The 21,945-nt window shown below is 36.1% G+C and carries 14 protein-coding genes; 8 read left to right on the forward strand and 6 right to left on the reverse strand.

Annotation, left to right across the window (positions count from 1 at the left end; all coding sequences use genetic code 11):
• Nucleotides 1–224: 224 nt before the first annotated feature.
• The 5 genes from mnmE to BMX49_RS09720 all read left to right on the forward strand — a co-directional run bounded on the left by mnmE (nt 225) and on the right by BMX49_RS09720 (nt 5,663).
• A complete protein-coding gene (gene mnmE / locus BMX49_RS09700) occupies nt 225–1,712 on the forward strand; it encodes a tRNA uridine-5-carboxymethylaminomethyl(34) synthesis GTPase MnmE (RefSeq protein ID WP_034720296.1) in 1,488 nt (495 codons plus the stop codon).
• 116 nt (nt 1,713–1,828) lie between these two features.
• Nucleotides 1,829–2,989, forward strand: a complete 1,161-nt coding sequence (locus BMX49_RS09705; RefSeq protein ID WP_034720298.1) for a lycopene cyclase family protein — start codon at nt 1,829–1,831, stop codon at nt 2,987–2,989.
• Between the two features lie 829 nt (nt 2,990–3,818).
• On the forward strand, nt 3,819–4,022 hold the full coding sequence (locus tag BMX49_RS09710) for a hypothetical protein (protein ID WP_051803810.1): 204 nt from the start codon (nt 3,819–3,821) through the stop codon (nt 4,020–4,022).
• Nucleotides 4,023–4,388: 366 nt separating this feature from the next.
• Nucleotides 4,389–5,030 carry a DUF6266 family protein gene (locus BMX49_RS09715; RefSeq protein WP_034720301.1) on the forward strand — a complete coding sequence of 214 codons (642 nt, stop codon included), beginning with the start codon at nt 4,389–4,391 and terminating at the stop codon, nt 5,028–5,030.
• A 237-nt stretch (nt 5,031–5,267) separates the two neighbouring features.
• A complete protein-coding gene (locus tag BMX49_RS09720; protein WP_034720302.1) occupies nt 5,268–5,663 on the forward strand; it encodes a septal ring lytic transglycosylase RlpA family protein in 396 nt (131 codons plus the stop codon).
• Between the two features lie 116 nt (nt 5,664–5,779).
• Here BMX49_RS09720 and BMX49_RS09725 read toward each other — a convergent pair whose 3' ends face one another.
• From BMX49_RS09725 to BMX49_RS09740, 4 genes are read right to left on the reverse strand one after another with little or no spacing between them, the layout of a single operon-like run.
• Nucleotides 5,780–7,015, reverse strand: a complete 1,236-nt coding sequence (locus BMX49_RS09725; protein WP_051803811.1) for an McrC family protein — start codon at nt 7,013–7,015, stop codon at nt 5,780–5,782.
• 2 nt (nt 7,016–7,017) lie between these two features.
• On the reverse strand, nt 7,018–9,708 hold the full coding sequence (locus BMX49_RS09730; protein WP_051803812.1) for a DUF8426 domain-containing protein: 2,691 nt from the start codon (nt 9,706–9,708) through the stop codon (nt 7,018–7,020).
• Nucleotides 9,709–9,710: 2 nt separating this feature from the next.
• Complete coding sequence (locus BMX49_RS09735; RefSeq protein ID WP_034720304.1) at nt 9,711–13,169, reverse strand: Eco57I restriction-modification methylase domain-containing protein; 3,459 nt, start codon at nt 13,167–13,169, stop codon at nt 9,711–9,713.
• A 3-nt stretch (nt 13,170–13,172) separates the two neighbouring features.
• Entirely contained in the window at nt 13,173–16,463 is a 3,291-nt protein-coding gene (locus BMX49_RS09740) for a helicase-related protein (protein WP_034720306.1), read from the reverse strand.
• Nucleotides 16,464–17,103: 640 nt separating this feature from the next.
• Here BMX49_RS09740 and BMX49_RS09745 point away from each other — a divergent pair.
• The 3 genes from BMX49_RS09745 (at nt 17,104) to BMX49_RS09755 (ending at nt 18,570) form a co-directional block, all read left to right on the forward strand.
• A complete protein-coding gene (locus BMX49_RS09745; RefSeq protein ID WP_051803813.1) occupies nt 17,104–17,751 on the forward strand; it encodes an SOS response-associated peptidase in 648 nt (215 codons plus the stop codon).
• Nucleotides 17,752–17,772: 21 nt separating this feature from the next.
• Nucleotides 17,773–18,096, forward strand: coding sequence for a hypothetical protein (locus BMX49_RS09750; protein WP_051803814.1), 324 nt, complete (start codon nt 17,773–17,775; stop codon nt 18,094–18,096).
• A gap of 180 nt (nt 18,097–18,276) precedes the next feature.
• The gene (locus BMX49_RS09755; RefSeq protein WP_034720307.1) at nt 18,277–18,570 is read left to right on the forward strand and encodes a GIY-YIG nuclease family protein; all 294 of its coding nucleotides are present in this window, start codon (nt 18,277–18,279) and stop codon (nt 18,568–18,570) included.
• A gap of 464 nt (nt 18,571–19,034) precedes the next feature.
• On the opposite strand, the gene BMX49_RS09765 is transcribed toward BMX49_RS09755, so the two are convergent.
• Both BMX49_RS09765 and BMX49_RS09770 read right to left on the reverse strand, forming a co-directional pair.
• Nucleotides 19,035–21,074 (reverse strand): dipeptidyl-peptidase 3 family protein, encoded by a 2,040-nt coding sequence (locus tag BMX49_RS09765; RefSeq protein WP_034720310.1) that lies wholly within the window; start codon nt 21,072–21,074, stop codon nt 19,035–19,037.
• 92 nt (nt 21,075–21,166) lie between these two features.
• Nucleotides 21,167–21,793, reverse strand: coding sequence for a vWA domain-containing protein (locus BMX49_RS09770; protein ID WP_034720311.1), 627 nt, complete (start codon nt 21,791–21,793; stop codon nt 21,167–21,169).
• Nucleotides 21,794–21,945: the final 152 nt, after the last annotated feature.

Here is a 21,945-nt window from a genome sequence, read left to right on the forward strand (position 1 = left end):
ATTAAGCGGGAATTTAGTTCTCCAAAGGAAAATCCATCTTTCATTCTAGCCCCGATGGAAACGGCATCCTTTTTTGTTGCGCCGACAGGCGGAACAAAAAAGATATAGTCCTTCGACAAGCTCACGATAAATTACCAGCGAGACGGGTCTTCAAAAGAGACGAAATCTTGGAGCTCCTAATCCCGATAGCTATCGCGACAGGAATAATTCCGTAATTTTGCAACATGAACGTGAATTTAAATCAAGATACTATTTGTGCAATCGCCACGGCAAACGGAGTTGGAGCTATTGGAATTATAAGAATTTCGGGTAACGAAGCTTTTCAAATTGCAGCTAAAATTTTTGAAGGTAAGAATCTGGAGGAGGTGAAAACGCACACCATTCATTATGGATATATCGTGGATAAGAGCCAAGAGGTAACTATGAATGATGATCGATCATTGATGAATGATGAACAAGGATCAATCGACCATCAACGATCAACCATCAACGATGAAGTAATTGACGAGGTGATGGTTTCGGTTTTTAAAGCGCCGAAAACCTTTACGGCAGAAGATTCTGTGGAGATTTCTTTTCATGGTTCGCCGCATATTGCCAAGAAAATTCTGGAAGTTTTGGTGAAGAATGGGGCGCGACTGGCGAAAGCCGGGGAATTTACCATGCGTGCTTTTATGAACGGCAGAATTGATCTGGCGCAGGCGGAATCGATTGCTGATTTGATCGCTTCGGAAAATGAGGCGTCGCGGAAAGTGGCTTTGAATCAGTTGAAAGGGGGAATTACGAATGAGATTTCGATCCTTAGAAATGACTTGCTGAATTTTACGTCGCTGATTGAACTGGAACTGGATTTCGGGGAGGAGGATGTGGAATTTGCGGACCGGACCGCTATGAATAAACTGCTGCTCAACCTGCGCCATAAACTGAGCGCTTTGATTGAGAGTTTCCAATACGGAAATGCGCTGAAAAATGGAGTAGAAGTCGCCATTATCGGGAAACCGAATGCGGGAAAATCAACGCTTTTGAATGCGTTGTTGAAAGAGGAAAGAGCCATTGTTTCTGAAATTGCCGGTACGACACGCGATACGATTGAGGAAGTGATTCATTTGAAAGGAACGGCTTTTCGGTTTGTGGATACGGCGGGACTTCGGGAAACAACCGATATCATTGAGAAAATTGGCGTAACGAAAGCGAAGGAGAAAATTGCTTCGGCGAAAGTGCTGTTGTATCTTTACGATGAGCGGGATTCTACGACGGAAGAAGTGATTGCTTTTGTGAAGGAATTTCACCGCGAAGATTTGAAAATCGTCTTGGTTCATAATAAAGTGGATTTGGCTAAGACCGAAGCTTTTAACGAATTTGACACCGCTTTAACCCAAGAATTGTTTCCAGCTTATGGTGATGAATTGTTGAGGATTTCCGCGAAAGATCAAACAGGAATTGAAGCCGTAAAAACCGTTTTGGTTGATTACGTGGAGAACTTGAAAGATCAGGAAAGCAACGTGATCATTACGAATCAAAGGCATTTTGATGCGTTGCAGAAATCATTGCAATCTGTTTTGCAGGTGGAGGAAGCGGTGAGTTCTGGGATTCATACCGAATTGTTGGCGTATGAGTTGAGAAATGCGCTGGAGCAGTTGGGTGAGATCTCTGGGGAGTTTACGAATGATGAGGTTTTGGGAAATATCTTCTCAAAATTTTGCATCGGCAAATAAATGACGCACTCTAAAACAATTATTACAGTTTCAAACCCGCAAAAGTCTATCTTCAACCATAGCCAATTATTTTCGAAAATTCTCTTAATGAATAGCAGCTCAGATCAAAATTTTACATGAAGAACAACGACCTCAAATACGATTATATCATTGCTGGCGCTGGGTGTGCTGGGTTAAGTTTGCTTTACCGATTGCTCGTTGATCCGGTTTTACAATCTAAAAAAATCCTGGTGATTGATCGAGTTCAGAAAAATGAAAACGATCGAACCTGGTGTTTTTGGGAAGAAGGGAAAGGTCTTTTTGAATCGGTGGTTATGCACGAATGGAAATCTTTGATTTTTAAAAATGAAAACTTTACCCGACAATTTGAGTTAGAAAAGTATCGCTACAAAATGATACAGGGAAAAGATTTTTATGACTTTGTCCTTTCGTATGCAACAGGTTATGAAAATGTGACTTTTAAAAATGAAAATATAAAAGGGATTACAGCAGACCAAACTGAGGCAACTGTAGAAACGGAGGAGCATATTTATCAATCAGAATATTTATTCAATTCAACGTCTTTATTTAATCCAAAGATTACCGAAGAAAATTCATTACTTCAACATTTTACGGGTTGGGTTATTAAAACGAAAGAAGACACTTTTGATTCAAAGGTTGGGACGTTAATGGACTTTACTTTAGATCAAAAACATGGCGCAACCTTCATGTATGTGCTGCCCACGAGTTCTACAGAAGCGTTGGTAGAGTACACCTTATTCAGCAAAAGTGTTTTGCCCAAAGAAGACTATCAAACGGCTTTGACGCATTATATTAATAATAATCTTCAAATCAGCGACTACGAAATTACCCATACTGAGTTTGGAATCATCCCGATGTCGCTGGCCAAGTTTGAGCGGAACAGTGATGCTTTTAATCGCATTATCAATATTGGCACCGCCGGCGGCTACACCAAGGCGAGTAGTGGCTATACTTTTCAGTTTGTTCAGAAGAATACGGCACAAATCGTTAGCAATTTAAGAGCGGAAATTAATCCGAGTCCTCAAAAAACGTTTAATGACAAAAGGTATGAATGGTATGACCGCACTTTACTGGAAGTGCTTCTCTCTGATAAAATGGAAGGAAAAGAAATTTTCGCCATGATGTTTTCAAAGCGTTCGCCAGAAAGGATTTTAAAATTTTTGGCCAATGAAAGTTCCCTGATCGATGACCTTAAAATTGTCAGCGTGTTACCCATTAAACATTTTCTTACGGCGGGATTGAAACAATTAAAGTAAATACCTACTTTAAAAGGAAACGGCATTGCGTATTTTGCCAACTTTCGTTTCCTTGGCTACAGTTCGCCCGATAAATTAATGAATTGGAAAAATGAAATTATAGTAAGCGTTCAATTATAATCTTTTTTTTAAATTCCACTAAAACCTTTTTACATTCCTATTTTTCATTTTTAAATTCTAGCACACCAAGCTGATTCTTTTTCTGACTCAAAACTACTATTACTGGGTAAGTTTTTTTACCAGTTGCGAACATTGCTGAGTGAAACGCCTTTGCGCCTTTAAAAACACCCGCAAAACATCACAATTGTAAAGAAATATTTGCGTTAAGAAACATCCCATTATTCAGAACTTTTCAACTTTCAACCATGTCAAAAATCCTTCACAACCATTGCTGAGTGAAACGCCTCTGCGCCTTTAAAAACACCCGCAAAACATCACAATTGTAAAGAAATCTTTGCGACATTGCGTTAAGAAACATCCCATTATTCAGAACTTCTCAACTTTCAACCATGTCAAAAATCCTTCACAACCATTGCTGAGTGAAACGCCTTTGCGCCCTTAAAAACACCCGCAAAACATCGCAATTGTAAAGAAATCTTTGCGCCTTTGCGTTAAAAAAGCATTGTAAACCAGGCATTTACCCGAGCTACAGACAACTAAAACCCCAGTACCAAACAAAATTAAAATTAAGGTCTATTCACCTTATAAAATACCGTGAAAACGCTGAAGAACTTATTTCAATTTATTTGCACCTTGTAACCTCTAAATGCAGCATCATTTCAACTGCTAAAAAAACACAACCATTAACCTTTATTAAAAAACTGAACTCATGAAAACAAATGATGACCCTTTCCAAGAAAATGAGGTAACGCTCCTAAAAACGCTGAACCTTTTAACCCACATTTTAGAGCATCTTAACAATCCTCAGCCAAAAGAGGAAACGTTTTACGACAATGCCGATTTAAAAAGACTCCTTAATCTGAGCGACAGCGCTCTGCACCGTTTGCGGAAATCTAAAAAGATTCCCTTCTGAAAAATAGGTGGGAAAGTATTTTATCCCCGCTCTTATTTCAACAAAGCCTTCAAGTATTGAGGGCTTTTTTATTGACCACAAAATCACCTCCCCAAATTATTAATGATGATTGATCAATCATCATTTATCAATCATCAATGATAATTGATTACCCATCTTCCTCCCACCTTTCTTCGACCATCCTTCGACAAAAACATCTTTTTTCCGAAGAATACTCGAAGAAGACCCGAACAAGTGTCGAAGGAAGTGGCGACTAGTCGGTCAGAATCTGTCAAAACCTGTCAAAAGCGGTCAGGTTTCGCAAGTCCTTGGAAAAGAGGAAGTTTCTGATTTATCTTCGTTCTAATAATCATAAAAAATAGTATTATGGCTACAATTACAAAAGGAATCCTAGGAGGATTCAGTGGAACAGTAGGCACCGTTGTGGGCGCCAACTTTCGGGGCAAAGACATCATTCGGAGCAGACCCAAAAAAAGCGACCGCAAACCAACCGAGGCTCAAGTGTTGCAACAAAAAAAGTTCACCCTGGTGATTAGTTTTCTGCAACCGCTCAAAGCCATCCAGAACCAATATTTTGGGGTGAGCAGTGGTGTAAAATCTAAAGTGAATCTGGCGGCCTCTTACATGCTGAACAACGCTTTGGTGGTGGTGGCAGACGAACCTTCTTTGGTTTACAACAAAATCCTGATCACCAAGGGAGAATTGGCAGGGTTCCAGAATTTGGAGGCGACGCCGGCCGTGGGTAGAATTTTACATTTCACCTGGGAAGACAACAGTTTGCAGGGAAACGCCAGTGCTACGGATGTGGCCAATGTGGTTTGTTACAATGAAATTGCGGGCACTTTCGAAATGTACCAAGCGATAGCAACCCGCGCAGATTTGGCCGCGCAAATCATTTTGCCGCCTTATTTAGCTGGCTTAGACGTTCATGTCTGGATGTACTTTAACAACGTCGCCCAAAAGGTTGCGTGCAACAGTCCCTATCTCGGCTTGATTACTCTATTGTAACACGAAACTCCACTTGCGAAAGTGGAGTTTTTTTGTGGGGTAACTCGTGTTTTCACTGGTTTAAAACAAGCCTCTAAAAATAAAAAAGTAAGTTTAAACTAAGTCTTACCATTAGTAAACAAGAGGGCAATCAACTTTGCCAAGCATGTTTCCTACTGAATTTTAAATAAGTATTTTTGCAAGCTTTAAGATAATCAAACGAACTTTCATCTTCACCCCTTACTGGAAAAAAGAAAAATGATCAACCCATCTGCCTTTAACAAAACCCTCAAGATTTTATTTGTAGTCCTGCTGAGTCTTACGTTATATTCATGTGGCGCCAACAGAGGCAACATTGGCTCTTCTTATCAAACGACTACGGTTTCGTATTACGCCAACAAATTTAATGGTAACAAAACGGCCAGCGGCGAGGTGTACAAACATGCTAAAATGACCGCCGCCCACAAAAGCCTGTCGTTCGGTACCCAAGTAGAAATCATCAATATCGAAAATTCACAGAAAGTAATGGTAACGATCAATGACCGAGGTCCCTTAAAAGCGGGTAGAGCTTTTGATCTGAGTCAGGGTGCTTTTAAAAAAATAGGGAATTTGAAAGAGGGGATTTTGAAAGTGAAATATAAAGTGCTGCGGTAAAGAGCACAGTGAAGTATAGATTAAAACAGTTAAGATCTGGAATTGATTATTTTTTTAAAAGTAAATTCCTCTTGTGAAAGTGGAGTTTTTTTGTAGTGTTCGTACTGCAATTGATTTCAATACAATTTTACACAATCAATAATTTCTTTTGATAAATTTTTATTTAATTTTCCATTTTTTAATATCTCAGCGAAAGCCAATTGGCAGTGATGTTCTTGAGAATCCATAGGTAACGCAAAGCTTCCTGTTCTGTTTTGTTGATTTACAGATTGTGGGTATAATAAAATACTTTGATGACTTGCCCAGTGGTGATTGTAAACATACATTTGTTTTAAATCTTCATCACTTGGTCTGCTGTTTTTAAGCACTTTCCACTTGGTGTCTATCACATATACTTTATTAGAAATTTTATTTACAAGAACAATATCTGGTTTTATTTTCTGATTTTTTCCCCAGAATAATTTTTTACTCTGGCCCAAAACTTGAAATTCATTAGAATGGTTTTTTTTCAAAATTTTGAAAATGTATTCTTCCCAAAGGACGTTCATATCAAACATAATAGCCAGCAAATTTTCTCTTCCTGATTGTATATCTGGCTTATAATTTAGTAAAATCAGTTTGGCAATAGTCAAGGCTTGCTGGTAAGGAATATGCTTTCTGGAAATTTCTATTTTTCCAAAATGAGTAGGATTTACTTTCAAAGTTTTTACATCTGGAAAAATTGTTTTTAATCTGCCAATTCTATCTTTTAACAAAGATGAATTAGATAGCAATTCTATTATAAGTAATGCTTCAAATAAAATCTGATGTAATAGATGATCTTTGGTATAAATAGAATGTCTGATGTAAAACCGCTCTTTATGAATAGTATTTTTAGCAATGTTTTCTGAAAACTTTATGGCGCCTTTAAGCGTTTTCATCTGTCCAGATATTGGTTGGTATTTTTTTATAAATCCATTTCTTATAAGAGTTTCTATTTCATTGAGGTAGAGTTCATAATACAATTCAAGTACAGAATTAGATTTCAATTTTAAGTGTGCTTCTCCGGTTTGCTTAGCCTGCATCAGATTGCAGGTTTTCAGCATATCGAGAAGAATACTTTGCCAGACTTTTTCGTTTCCTTCCTTTCCTACTTTTGGCAAAATTTCTATAGTAGTCTTTCCAATTTGGATGGCACCAACGTATTGTTTAAATCTTACGCCATAGGGTATTAATTCAAAGAAAGGAGTTTCCGGATTTGCAGTGTAGTATTTTTCAAAAGCAAGAAACAGATCTTTGGAAAAAACATCTCTTTCCCATTTTCCTTTCCAGGATACTTTATCATATTCGAAAAATTGGAGAGGCGCTTTCAATTTTATTTATTAAGTAATTTATTTAAAATAACTATAAAATCTGTATCAGAAATTGAAGTTAAATCTTTGAAATTATAAATCTTTACGTCGCTGTAATCATCTTCTAGACTATCTTCTATTTCTGCAAACAGTTGTTGCTCGGGAACACTTTCTTCAAAAAAACCTGTTCCGAGAACCATACCTATTTTTACATAATCATTAAAGAAATATTCCTGCATTAGCGGAATAATGTTTTCAAAAAATACCGCTTTCAGCATTCCTCCAAAATCTTCAGAAGATGCATCTTTTAATTTTAAAAAATAGGAATGTCCGATACGATGCTCTCTATCAATTAAAACAGTAATTCTTTTATTAATGGTTTCCAAAACTTCCTGAAGATCAATAAAATTCCAAGTCGATCGATCTTGTAAAATTTCTTTTATTAAATATGTTTTTGGTTGAATTTCAGTAAAATTAAAACGTCTTCTTAATGCACTGTCTAATGCTTCTATACTTCTGTCTGCTGTATTCATTGTACCTATGATATAAACGTTATCAGGCACGCTAAAAACTTTTTTGGAGTAGGGAAGTACTACTTGCAATTCTTCATCGGAACCTGAACGTTTATCCTTTTCTATCAGAGTTATTAACTCACCAAAAATAGCACTTACATTTCCGCGGTTGATTTCATCAATTATTAAAACATAAGGTTTTACTTCTTCGTCTTCACTAGGTTTTGACGCGCCGTCTTTTACGAAAAAGTCTCTTTTTACTTTTTCGTGGTCTATTCTATAAATGGTTTGCTGGCGAAGTTGTTTATCATAAATTTCTTCTATTGGGATGCTTTCGTCTTTAAAAACCCATTCTACTGCTCTATAATGTTTGTATGAAGTTGGATAATCTTCATGAAATTCATAATCTCCAACTATTTTTCCTAATGCGCGCACAAAAGAATTTCCATTTCCTATGAGCACGTAATCGCCTTTTTTCATCCCGTGAATGAAGGTGCTCAATTGGCTTCCCGCTGTAGATTGCAAATCTTCGTCGGTACAGATTTCCTTAATTTCCGTTTCGGTTTTTCCGGTGAGATCTGATTCTGTGAAACCGATGGCTACGTAATTTTCTGTTTTACAAAATTCATAAATTTCGGTATCTTCTTTTTTGGTAGATTCGCCCAAACTCATTTTGAAAAATGATGCTTGCCGGAAATGGTCGTCTGTCCAATCTATTTTACCCTCAGTTTTAATCTTTTTTGTGCTTTTACTGGCTTCAGCCAAATCACAGATTTTTTTAAAAATACCGGGTTCTATTTCGTAGTTTATATTTTTGTCAATAGTAGTTACCGGTTTAATACCTTCTACAAAATCTTCATAAGTAAAAGATTGGTGAAAAGTACAAAACGCAATTTGACCATTTGTATTTTTCCAATCTGTAATTAGTAAATTTTTAAATTGCTCCGTCAGATTTTTTCTGTTGTCTTTATGAACTTTATAAAATTGTGGTACGGCAATTTTTAAAGCTTCGGAAATGGTGTTGTAGGTTTTACCTGTTCCGGGTGGACCATAAAAAATCTGGTTTAATGTTTCTTCTTTCATAGGTTTTGATTCTAAAAACTGCGAGCTGAAAATTTTATTAAAAACGGCTTGCTCAAAACTACTATTGTTATGATCTCTATAGCCAGATTTCTGAGTTCTTGCTAATTCTATACTACTTGCTGCTAAGCAAGATTCTTTTACTTCTGCTAGTTTGTCTTCTTCCCTGAAAACATAATAGTAATGTTCTGGTTTGCCATCAAAGTTACCTGAATTTTCAGCCATTTTTTTATCGGTGATGATATGGTATTTTAAACCTTTTTTTGGTTCCAATCGCCACACAAAACGCTGACCGATATTAAAATTTAAATAATTTTTCCCACAACTAAAAACAATTCTGCTATCACCACTTTCTAAATTCAGTTCCGTGACAATCTTTTCTAAAAACTGAAAATAGAAATTGATTTCTTTTGGGCTGAATTTCGCTACTGTTTTTTTGAATATTTTCTCATCTTTGCTTTGTGTGCTGTTCCATAACCAAGCGTCGTAGGATAATTCGTAGAATGATTTGTCCGTTATTAATTTAATCTGGTTTAAAATGTTTTCGTATTCTATAAAAGTTTTAAACTCTGGATCAATTTTTAAAATTTCTTTTAAATATGATTTTGTCGGCGCATTGATGGGGAAATAAATTTCTGGATCTACATCAAATAAACCTTCTGTAATTTTTGCCAATCCAACACCTGCAATTGTAATCACATCGGCAAAAAGTTCATTCGTGATTTTACTTTCTAGTGCGGCGAAGAAAAAGATCCAAAGTCTTTCAATCTCATTATTATTTCTGTTTCGTTCATAAGGAAACAACCATAGTTTTTGCGCGTTTGCGGAGGGAATACCAAAATCTCCAGTAGGCTTTTCTAAGTTTAACTCTGCTGCAATTTTCTGTAAAAATTCTAATCTTTTGGGTTGCCCATATTTATAAATGAAAAAGAAAAACGTGAAAGGATCAATTTCTATAAGTTCAGTTTTATTGCCTTTGTCATCTACATCATTATCGAACGGACCGATGCCCGTAAATTTTAGAAGTTCTATTAATTCAAGTTGGTTGTGCTGATTTTCTTTAAGATATCGTACAATTTCACGGTGCGTTTTTACCCAACTGAAGTCTGTGTTCTCTACCATTTTTAAATTACTAACGCGTTATATTCTGCTTCGCTCAAACGCTCTTCTAGTTCCGGTTCTATTATAAGCGCTTCTTCAAAAGTAAGATTGTAGATTTTGTAAACAAGATTGTCAATATTTGATTTAAAATTGCAAATTTTTTGAGAATTTTTTCTTTCACTTAGTATAAGATTAATTGTTTCCTCTAATATCTTTTCAGTTTTCAAATTAAATTTTGGAATTGGAATTTCAGAAATCGGCGTTTGAACCATCTCTAGAATTTCACCTTTTCTTTTTCCTTTGTGATAAAGCCAAAAGTAAATTAATTTGGAATTTAATAATGCCAATAAACTCTTTATGTTTTGTGATTTTTCTTTTTTCCGAATATAAAGTACATCACGGCTTCCATAAACTGGCTCATTTGAATATGCAAAATAATTATTTTTTGCTCGATAGGGTAAAACAATCTTATCTGTATCATCAAATATATCTCTTGTCCTTGGTCTATTTAAAGCATACCACGGAAATTTTTCCTCATAAGAAATAACTTGATCTTTTAAAATTTTTATAAATTTTAAAAGATGTTTTTTTGTTTCATTAAAATCATCAATATTATCGAGTCTTGTAAGATAAATTAATTTATCCTCATTTAAATTGTAAAAATAATGTTCAATGTCACTATTTTTAATGAAAGGTTTTAAAATGTCTTTTTCTATAAATTTACTTTCTTTATGATTTACCACGAAAACACCATCACCTGCTTCTATATCTAAATCTGGATAATCTATAATATATTTTGATGATAATTTTCCGATTGTTACACCAATTCCCGCGTTTATAAAAAATTTGTCAGAAAGATTGTATGTATTTAATTTAATTTTATAGAATATTTCATTTATATTTTCTGTTGCATTATTGGCAATTAACCTTATATAATTCTGCTCTGTTTCATATAAATTTTCATTTTTTTCTGAATAATAATTTGCAGTTTCTAATTCTTTATTAATGAATTTGCGTATTGTTTTCAAGTTAAATAATTGCTTACCATTCGAGACATATACTTCTGCAATTGACTTAGGTGCAAATTCTTTTGTTAAAAAAGTTATCATATTATGTTGACCAAGAGCAGTTTCAAAAATTCGAAGTTCATTGAAATTGATAATTTTTTTGATAGATGTTCTCTCCTTAAAATCTTTTCTTAATTTAATCGCTCCATTTGCAGTTATAAAATAATTAGTAGTAATGAAGTGTAGATTCGCTTTAGATTTAAGTAAATCTATTCCTTTGTGAAAAAAATAATAAAACAAATCCATCTGTCCTTTGTAATATTTAAAACCAAATTGACATTGCATAACTGGTCTGAAAACTTCCTTATGTCCCTTATCTCCTAAGTATGGCGGATTTCCAATCACAATATCAAAACCCGCATTTTCATTAATTTTTGGGTTCATCACTTCAGCAAAATCTAAACGCCAGTCAAAAAATTGTAAGTCTTTATCTTTTTGCTTTTTCAAATATTCTAGTTCCTTAATCTGCTTTTTCCATCCTTGCACATCAAGCCAAATAGCATTCAATTCTTTAAATTTTTTATCTGCAGGATTTGGCGGTTTATGAAGTACGGTATTTTCAATAAGTAATGATAGTTGGTTTATGAGCAGATCTATTTTTAAATTTTTAATTTCTATACTCAATTTTTCATCATCACTATTGGGATCAAAGGCTTTTATCTGCTTCTCTGTAATTTTATTTAAAATATTTTTTTGGTTTTCCAGAAAGTCAGATTCAAAGAGACCTTTTGTTCTTTCATCTGCATCCCAATCTATATCTATAATGGTATCTCCCAGTTTGCTTACCAAACTATTACCCACCACTATTTTGTAATCTAAATGCGGCAATGGTTTCGGCTCCTGCTCTTCTAAAACCAAAGACAGCCAAAAACGCAGACGCGCAATATCTACAGCGCCGGCTTCTATATCAACACCATAGATAGAATTTTTTATAATGTTTTCTTTTACCACATTCGGTTGCCATTTTTCATCCTTCATGTTCCAGACCTTTCCCACTATGTCCGGGCTTGCTTCGTGAAGGTTTTTCATCATCGTAAAGATCTCATTCAGCAATCCCATCGGGAACGCACCAGAACCAATTGCTGGATCACAGATTTTAACATCCCGCAAAGCAATGGCAATTTCTCGATCAAATTTTAAGAGCGCAGAAGTTTCTTTTTTCTCTACAAAATTGGCAATACTTTCCGTGAGTTCTCTGCTTTTTTCTTCAGATTTCGGCCAGAGTTTTACTTTTTCTAAATGCGTCTTCAGGTATTCTTTCAGAGATTCCTGACACATATAGCGAACTATTTCTTTCGGTGTGTAGAATGCACCTTTGTCTTTATTGTCTTCCAGCAAATTTTCAAAAATATGACCGAGCATTTCAGGGTCAATTCCTACTTCTTTGTCGTGCAGATCATTTTCATCGATGGTGAAATTGTATCGTTCAAAAAAATCAAATAAATTAGTAAGATATTTCACCTCAAAATCTACGCGATTTTCAACAGGATAATCATTATCAAAAAGACCACCGCTCAAATACGGTATTTTGTAACCGCGGTTTTGAAATTCGTCATTTGTTCTATCGCCTACATCTAAAGCTTCATAGAAAAGCGGATTTAGAAACTGACTGACAAAAACTTCTTTATGCTTAAAATTTTTAAACTGATTTTCTAAAAACTGAAAATCTCCATTTTCCCAACCACTTTCTGATGTAGGAACACCAAGCCAACCTTTTTTCTGGATAAACTTTAGAAAGACCAGTCTTCCCATAAAACGCTTCACATAATTTCTGGCAGTACTTTCATTACCATTAAAAACTGCTTGAAAATAGGTAGGTTTACTTTTAAGAAAATCGACCATTTTGTCAAATTGTTCAATATATTCTTTAAAGAATTTTTTGCTCAATTTTTCCACGTTGAAAGCGTCTTCTACTTCCTCAATGGTTTTTTTCGGAATCTTGCTCAAAGTATCAAAGCGTTCCGCAGCAGTTCTGCAACTTTCATTGGCTCCCAGAATATAGGTGAAACGTTTCGTATCTGTAAAAGTATTTACAAAGCCTTGTTCTTCATCAAACTCGGTATTTTTTGCGGTAAAGGTAAATCTGTAGTCTTCTTTCCCTTGCTCAAAAATAGAAAGTATTCCATGATGATTATACTGGTCAATGTGTTTATTGACCAGCTCATTTAAGCCAACACGGTTGTTGATAAGATTTACATTATCATTTAAAGTCAACTCAAAAAGCGCCAGGTTTTTACCATCAGATAATCTTACAGTTCCGTATTGTTTCAGTTCCTTCACACGGGAATCAGTGGTGGGAATTATTTTTGGTCTTGCCAAAAAATCAACATTTGTAAAAACGTGGGTCAATAAAATTTTCCAATTGGCATTTGAATACGGCTCTTGCAGCAGTTTTTTTAGTTCTTTAATTTCCATAGATTATTTTTTGTGAGCAAAAGATTCCGAGATAATGATTTCGGGTTTGTATTGGTCGTAAGCATTGATGGTTATCACAGTTTCTTCTTCCTGTAAAATAGTTTCCAACGGATAAGCGTTGATGATTATGAATAGAGCATCAACTAGTTCTACAGGTTTCATTCTAATTTTTGTGGTATCTCTCTTCAGTTTATTTATTTCCCGTTGTAAATTTTGAAACTTGCCCATTGATATTGCCTTCTGTGCAGTCCTGATTTTTATTTTTTCGTCTTCTGTAAGAAAGGGGATTGAAAGAAAGCCTCCAAGATAATGTTTGGCACGCTTTTCATTTGGACCTTGTGTAGCATCTACTGTTTGGTTGGTACTGATATCTGCCATTACTTTTTCTTCAAAATCCTGGTGAGCAATTTGTACTTGCTCATGGTGGAAATCAGGAAGTGGAATTGCTTTTTCTGGTGGATCGGTTTTAAATTCATGTGCCGTTTCAACAAATGACAGTTCTTCTATTTTGTTATTAGCCTTGATCCAGTAGAATGCATCTCTGCGATGGTTACGCATAAAGCAGAGAGTTGTATTATCTAATATTTTTCTGTTTCTCCCAACTCTTGCCCGTACAGGAATATTTTTTATCCTTCGAAATTCTTCAGGACTTTCACTCTTGAATTTTCTTAATTCCATAAGGAAAGCCAAGCGTTCATCTTTCTGCTCATCTACATCTTTTTCAAAAAGACCAAAAGATTGGGTTTCTTCATCTGGTGAATAAATTTCGCTGTCTTCGCCCAAAGCAGAATGGAAAGCCTGCAATTTCATAATTGCTTTTTTCTCCAGTTCTATGTCGTCATTTACTTTTGCAGTCGGGTAGAAGTTGTAGATATAGACTTTCGGCGCAACAGAGCCAATACGGTTTACTCTACCAATTCTCTGCATCAGTCTTGTAGAATTCCAGGGTGTATCATAATTTACAATTACATTGGAGCGGTGCAGATTAATACCTTCGGCTAAAACTTCTGTAGCAATAATGATGTTATAATCACTTTTGTACTGACTTGTGGGAATGTTAGCATCAAAATTTTCTTTAACAATGTGATCCACTTTGTTTCGATTTTCACTTGTTACTTCGAGTACGCCTTCAATTCCCGCTTCATCCAATTTGGCTTTTAAATGATTAGTAGTATCCTTTGCTTCAGAAAAAATAACCAGTTTTTTGCTGTGGTTAATTTCTTTGCTCATTAATTCCGTCTTTATACGAAGAAGAAATTCATCAAATTTTGGGTCTTCATTTACTTTTTGCCATTTGTCATTCAAAGGTTTCATTAAAGAAAAATCTTTTTGTAAACCTCTTAAAAATTCCGGATCAAAATCTTCTGGTGTACAAATAGTTATCGTAGGATCTGTGAATTGAAGATTTGTCAATTTTGCAATTAGTTCTTCTTCTTTGCCCTCCATCATATATTCATTTACATTCTGATTTGGGGCTATGTAAATTCTCCCATTTTCAAACATCTGCAGCATCATCTCTGTAGCATCAGTAAATCTCTGCAAAGATTTCTTGAATGCGTAGAAACTACTGTCTATTCTCTTTACAAGCATAGTACGCATTAATTTTGCGAGGGCAAAAGAGGCAACATCAGCATTTTTGTATTTACTACGTTGTGGCTCTCTTAAATATCGAATCGCTTGATACCGATAATATTTAATTCCTTCTTCCGGATGGCTTAAAAGCCTCATTGTATGATCATATAATTGATCTAAATCTTCGTCCAATTGGTAAAAAATTTTCCGTGGTTTTTCAATATCTGGAAATGCAATGCCTTGTTTTTGGAGATCTTCGGAATACAAATCGTGAATTTTTAAATCAGTTCTTGTTCTCCGAATAGTCAGCGGTTTTATTACTTTTTCCCGAATATCTTCATAAATTAATTTCACGCCATCCTGCACTTTTTTAACGTCTGTCTCTTGTTTTAATCTGTCGTACTGGTCGATACGAAGTCTAAAGAAATGCTGCAAATTGGAAACTTCCAGCGTGCTGTCTTTAGAATCCTGGAAAAGATAAATCTGGTTGGCAATATCTGCAGGTCTATTGTTAAGCGGAGTCGCAGAAATTAGCATTACTTTTTTCTTGGCAAAAGAGCCATCTTTCAAACGGCGATTGGTGGTCGCTTTGCAAATTTTTTGTAATTCGTTATAAGCGTCTGCAGTATCATTCCGAAATTTATGTGCCTCATCTACAATTATGAGATCATATTTTGTAGGATTGGTGATTTTATGCAAACTTCCGTTGGTAATTATACGGTAGTTTTGAAGTCCAAATTTATCAAGAGTTTCTACCCAGTTATTCTTTAATGCAGGTGGAACTATGATTAAAATATTAGAAATATGCGTCGGAAATCCGTTACTATAAAAAAACTTTTTAGCAATCAACGTTCCTACAACAGTTTTTCCTAAGCCTACAACATCACTTAAAAAAAAGCCATTATGCTGCTCTAATAATTGAAATCCTTGATTTACTGCGTCTATTTGATAAGACAACCGCTTAAAACCTTCCGGTAAATCAGTAATAGAATTGGGATCAAATTCCACACTTTTACCAAAATATTCTATTAAAAATTTGATATAAATTTCAAAAGGTGTAAAATCATCATTCAGATAAGTTTCTTCTTTTACTTTTTGAATGTCATATGGAAGAATAGAAATACCTTCTAACCAGAGACTTTCGAATTCATCACTCGCAAATTTCACATCATCAAAATCCTGCAATTTTACGTTAAATTCGTAATTAAAATCTTTTTCTCCACTACCACCTAAACCAGCATCTGTAAGATTAGAAGAGCCAGTAATTACAGATCCTGTTTTGTGCTCACTCCAATTTTCGGGTTTAAAAATATATATCTTAGCGTGTAATTTTTTGGAAGGATGTGCGCGAACTTCTATCTTTTTATTGCATATATCTTCTATGAACTGTAGAATACCATTTTCAACATCTGCGAAATAGTTGGCTTCTTGAATGTCTTTTTTTATATCTGATAAAAACTCCTTTAAAGTTTGATCAGCATCTTCTTGAAACAGCAGACCTTTAGACTGAAACTTCGATAAAATATGATCTACATTAATACCTACCAAAATTCTAATATTTGGAACATCATTAAGGAGCGGTCTTATTTTAAAATAGCCCGATGAGCGGAAGTAACCAACCAAGGCATCAAAGTATTCTATATCTTTATTATTATCAAAAACTCCTTTAAATTTATTGAATAAAGTGTTATGATCTACATTGGTGAAAAATTTTGTGGACATATATTTTAAGATGAATATCAATTATTTCTAAAGATATAAAAATAAGTAATTATTTGTTGCGAAAGATGAAATTTGTTAATTGACAATATGCTTAAATACGGTTTAAAACTTAATGACAAAAAAGGAAAGTTAAAAATTAAAAGAAGGAAAATAAATCTTTTAGAGAGAATTACTATTAGATAAAGTTTTGAAATTAACATTGCCATTAGAGATATCTATATAAATATAAATAATAATTGACTTGCACTATTTGTATATGGTGAGGCAGTTTGTAAAGTCTTTACAAAAATTTCAAAAATGTGGAATCTAAAATTTCAACTATTATTCTTGCATAAGACGGAGAAATGTCACAAGGTGTTTAAATTATTAGTCGCGCTTAACTATTCCCTGACTCTCTCTCTCTCTCTCTCTCTCTCTCTTTAATTTTTGTCAATTAAAAAACTAAAATTTATATTATATTGTTAAATTTATTCCAAAATACCTTTAGGATATTTTATGTAAAGATTTACTAAACCGCGTCAACCTGCATGTTTATCCGGCAAATTGCGAAAAGAGGATAATGAAAAATAAGTTCAAAGAAAACTTGTTATAAAAAGGTGGGATTTAATTATCTTTAATTATTCATAAAATAGATTCACTTATGTGTTATTACGTAGATTCCACCCTCACTAAAAAAGAAATTAAAGACGTGTACAACATTGGCTATGAAGGAAAAGACTTTGAAGCCCAACCTTTTTTGAATGGCTACAGTCATCCCTTGGTTGCTGTTATTTTAGATGAAAACCCTGCGGTGGCTACGGCGGCAAATTGGGGTTTAATTCCGTCTTGGGCTAGAGACAGATCCATCCAGAAACAAACTTTAAATGCCAGAATAGAAACCATTGCAGAAAAACCTAGCTATCGGAATAATTATCAAAAGCGCTGTCTGGTTTTAGTAAAAGGTTTTTACGAATGGAAATGGCTGGACGGCAAAGGAAAAGTAAAACAGAAGCATTTTTTAACCTTACCCAATACGAAGCTCATTGCCTTGGGTGGCATCTATGGAACTTGGACCGATCAGGAAAGTGGCGAACAATTAACCACTTTTTCGATCGTGACCACGGCAGCCAATGAATTAATGACGGAGATTCACAACATCAAACGCCGAATGCCCATCGTCTTAACCAAAGCCATGGAAAAAGAATGGCTGACCGATCGAGCTATTCAGGATTTTGCTTTTCCGAATCATGAGGCAGACCTGGTGGCGGTCAATTTAGATCAATCGCTAGAACCTACTACCTTATTTTAACACCTTAGCTTTCAAATCCTTATGTCTGATACAAATCCACTCCTTCAATTGACCCAATACTTTAAAGGGGAAGCAGACTGTCCGAAATCCTGTGCGCAGCCTAATTTCTGGTCTTACGAAAAAATGTGGGTCGAAAATGCAGCAGAGAGAGCAGAGGACATTCCGCGCTTACTTGAGTATAAGCGAGATGTCTTGCCCTATTATGATGAGGAAGATGGAATTCCACTTTCTTTAAAAGCTTTACTCTATAATCGGTACACTCATTGGTGCGGCGGCTATGCCTTGGAAGATGAAGTGCGTGGCTTTAAAGAATTCTTGCATGAGAACTATCTTCGGAGAAAGTGAGGTGGTGGGTGAGGTGCTTCGCGGTGGTTGAGCCTGTCGAAACCACGATTGATGTGCCTTCGACAGGCTCAGGCACCGCGATGGGTTTAATCGCCGCGACTATTGGGACCTATATTATATTGTGACTTTCTCGGTGGTTGAGCCTGTCGAAACCACACTATTATTAAACACCACGTTATTATGGCTAAAGGATATATGTATATTTTAAAATGTGTTGATGATAGTTACTATACCGGTAGTACCATAAATCTTGAATTGCGATTAGCACAACATCAAAACGGCGAAGGTGCTAATCACACGAGAAAAAGACTCCCAGTCGTGTTGGTCTATTATGAAGAATATCAAAATATTGCGGAGGCATTTTATAGGGAAAAACAAGTGCAGGGTTGGAGCCGTAAAAAGAAGGAAGCGCTGATTGAGAATAGACCTGATGATTTGCCGCTGCTGTCTAAAAATAAAGAAAGTGGTAAATAGTAATGTGCCTTCGACAGGCTCAGGCACCAGGGAATATTTTCTTATTGTATAATGAATAAGATCCTCTCGGTGGTGAGCCTGTCGAAACCACAGATATATTTTCTGTTGAAAACCATTATAGATGTGCCTTCGACAAGCTCAGGCACCAGGAAACATTTGCTTGTTTTGTGATGGCTGATATACTATTGGTGGTTGAGCCTGTCGAAACCACTGCTGAAATCCCTGTCGAAGCCAGTGTTGCTATGCCTTCGACAAGCTCAGGCACCGCGCTAGATTTCTACCCAGGAGTTATTTTCTTTTTTCGATGGCTGAGATCCCGTCGGTGGCTGAGCCTGTCGAAGCCACGGATGAATAAATATCGAAACCAAGCCAAGCAAAAAAGCCACTTCTCAGTGGCTTTTTTGTTGTGGTAGCTGAGCTTGTCGTGGTAGCTGAGCTTGTCGAGGTAGCTGAGCTTATCGAAGCTAATTATTATCCGGTAAGAAACTGTAGTCCTTAGCGTACTGTAACATCTGCTCCGAAAAGGTTTTAGGATATTTTAAAACATAATCGGTGACTTTACCACTCGTATTTTTTACGGGCGTAATGTAAGGATTGACAAATCCACGGTACGGCGCTTCGTCGTATTTGGCATTTCGCGCCAGCACTTCTTTGTGAATGGCTTGATCTACTTTTACGCCATAGTTTTCAACCAGGTTTTTTGCCGCGTTATAATCACCTTCTGACTTGATGCGTTGCGTTTCGCGCAGGAGCTGACCAAATAAATCATGTAGCTTTTCGTAATTGGTGATGTTGAAATAAGTTTTTCCGTTGCGCACTACTTTTTCAATGACATTGTTCTTTTGACCTTTCTCAAAAACCCAGGCGCTAACCCACTGGCGGTTTCGCATGTGGGATTCTTCAATCTCGGCACCGGGATCTAAACGGACCAGCTGCATCATCAAGCCATTTCGGATATAATTATCGTAGGCTGATTTTCCCAACGCTTTCCAGTCGTCTACTAAACCAAGTTCCTGCTGCTTGGGATCATAGAGAAAATATAGACCTACGAGATCAGCGCGACCTTCTTCCATGGTAGAGGCGTAGCTTTTCAATGTTTCCTTCGGCGTTCCCACACCCGGATTGATTTGGCCCGAAGCGTGACCGACTACTTCATGCAAGGCAGTGTGCAGCTTACTTGCGAGTTCGCCATATTTTTCAGACAAACGAAGTTCTTCCTCATCATGGACGAATTCCTTTAAACGACCTGACCCGCCAGCCATGTTGTAAGCATCAATAATATTCCCCAAAGAGATGGATTTTGAGCCGTGTTCTGCTCTGATCCAGTCGGCATTCGGAAGGTTAACACCAATTGGTGTGCTCGGTGAGGAGTCGCCCGATTCTGAGGCAACAATCACTGTTTTATAACTGACGCCGACGACATTCTTTTTCTTGTGTTGCGGCATTAGCGGCGTATGATCTTCAAACCATTGTGCTTCTTTAGAAAGAACTTCCATTTTTCGTGACATGTCAAAGTCTTTAATCTGAACTACACTTTCATAGGAACCTTTGTGACCGAGAGGATCGCTGTATACTTCGATAAAGCCGTTGTTATAATCGATATTACCATCTGTGGCTCCCACCCAAGCGATGTTGTAATCATCCCAAGCTTTTAAATCACCAGTTTTATAATATTTAATAAGCAATGCTAAAGCATCCGCCTGTTTTTGATTTTCGATAACTGTTCTGGCTTTTTCTAACCAATAGACGATCTGGTCGATAGCCGCACCATACATGCCACCGCTCTTCCAAACTTTTTCAACGAGTTTGCCATTTTCTTTAACCAACTTGGAATTTAATCCGGTCGAAAGCGGCCGATTGACATCAGGGCTTTTCATATTGGCATAAAATTGTTCAGCTTCATCAGAGGTGACACCGTCTCCGTAAAAATTAACAGCTGACCCGCGGAGTAAACCTTTGCTCAAATCCAAGTTCACCTTTTTGGTATCTATAGTATTAAAAATGATATCAGCCACGTTTACATCCAATTTGGTGTTGCTCGCTTTTAAGAGCTGTTCAAAGTAGGTTTTCGAAAACGTAGGTTTGATTTTTTCGTTGGAGTAATGGTGATGGATACCATTAGAAAACCATATGCGTTTAAGGTAAATTTCGAAATTGCGCCAATCTTCGGTATCTTTATTACCATTGTAATTCTGATAGATGTTTTCCAGGGCGCGGCGGATCTTCAGATTGTGTTTGTAATTCTGATCATAGCTAATATCTCGACCGGCGTAACCCGCCTGGCTGAGGTAATACACATATTCTTTTTCTTTCAATGTTAAGTCAGGCCAGCTTGGAACTTGATATTTTAGCACTTCGATGTCGGCAAAACGGTCGATGCTGTTTCCTTTGGTCTGAGCGCTCTGTTCTTGTGGAGTTGATTGAGACGCGGTCTTTTGCTGCGTTGTACAAGAGAATAGAAGTACAGATGCGAGCGCAAGAAGAGTTATTTTGGATCTTTTCATAATCTTTATTTACACAAATATATTTATTTTAAAATCAATAAAAAAGCCCAGATTCAAAATCCGGGCTGTAATCTATACGCTTACCTCACTTTCTATTCCTCAAAGAAATTATCTTTGGTGTCTTCATTTTTTTGAACTTTCGAATAATACATATCGCGTGATTTTCTTTCTTTCACAAACATATCTTTAATGCCGGCTTCGTTTTTCTCGAAGATCAAAGTATTGGTAATGGAAAGATTAAGTGCAATCTTGTCCACATCATGATCGGTGCCGATATAAGTGAAGGTCCATTTTTCATTTTTTAACTTTTCGATGAGTTCTTTAATCTGCTTGCCGGAATATTCTCTGGAGGCATTTTCTTCACCGTCCGTCATTATGGTCACCAGGACATTGCAGTTCGGCTGATCTTTTACGACTTGGTGTAATTTCGTGACTGCAAATCCGATGGCATCAAAAAGTGGAGTAGCTGCGTTTGGCTGATACTGCTCGCCATCAATTTCATTAAGTCTGTCAACAGGATCTATAAAGTGAAGCAATTTATTAGCAAGATTATTAAAACTTACCACCGAGATAAAATGTTCTTGCTCGGGGAATTTCTTTTGAGAACCTTTAATCGACTGAACCGTTTCGTTGAAGCCAGAAATGATAAGGGTTTTGATACTTTCCATTGAACCACTTTCGTCTAAAATAATAAGGTTGTGTACTGTTTGTTTTTTCATAATGGGCGTGTTTATTTTTAAGTTGATGTTTTCGATATCTTGTGCTTTGCGTCACCTTAAAAATAGTGAATTTTTCGTGATAAATGAACCTTAGGTGAACACATTAATAAGAATTCAATCATCTTATTAACAAACCTAAAGTAGATTTAAAA

The sequence above is a fragment of the Kaistella antarctica genome (assembly GCF_900109615.1).
In the GTDB taxonomy this organism is placed as follows: domain Bacteria; phylum Bacteroidota; class Bacteroidia; order Flavobacteriales; family Weeksellaceae; genus Kaistella; species Kaistella antarctica.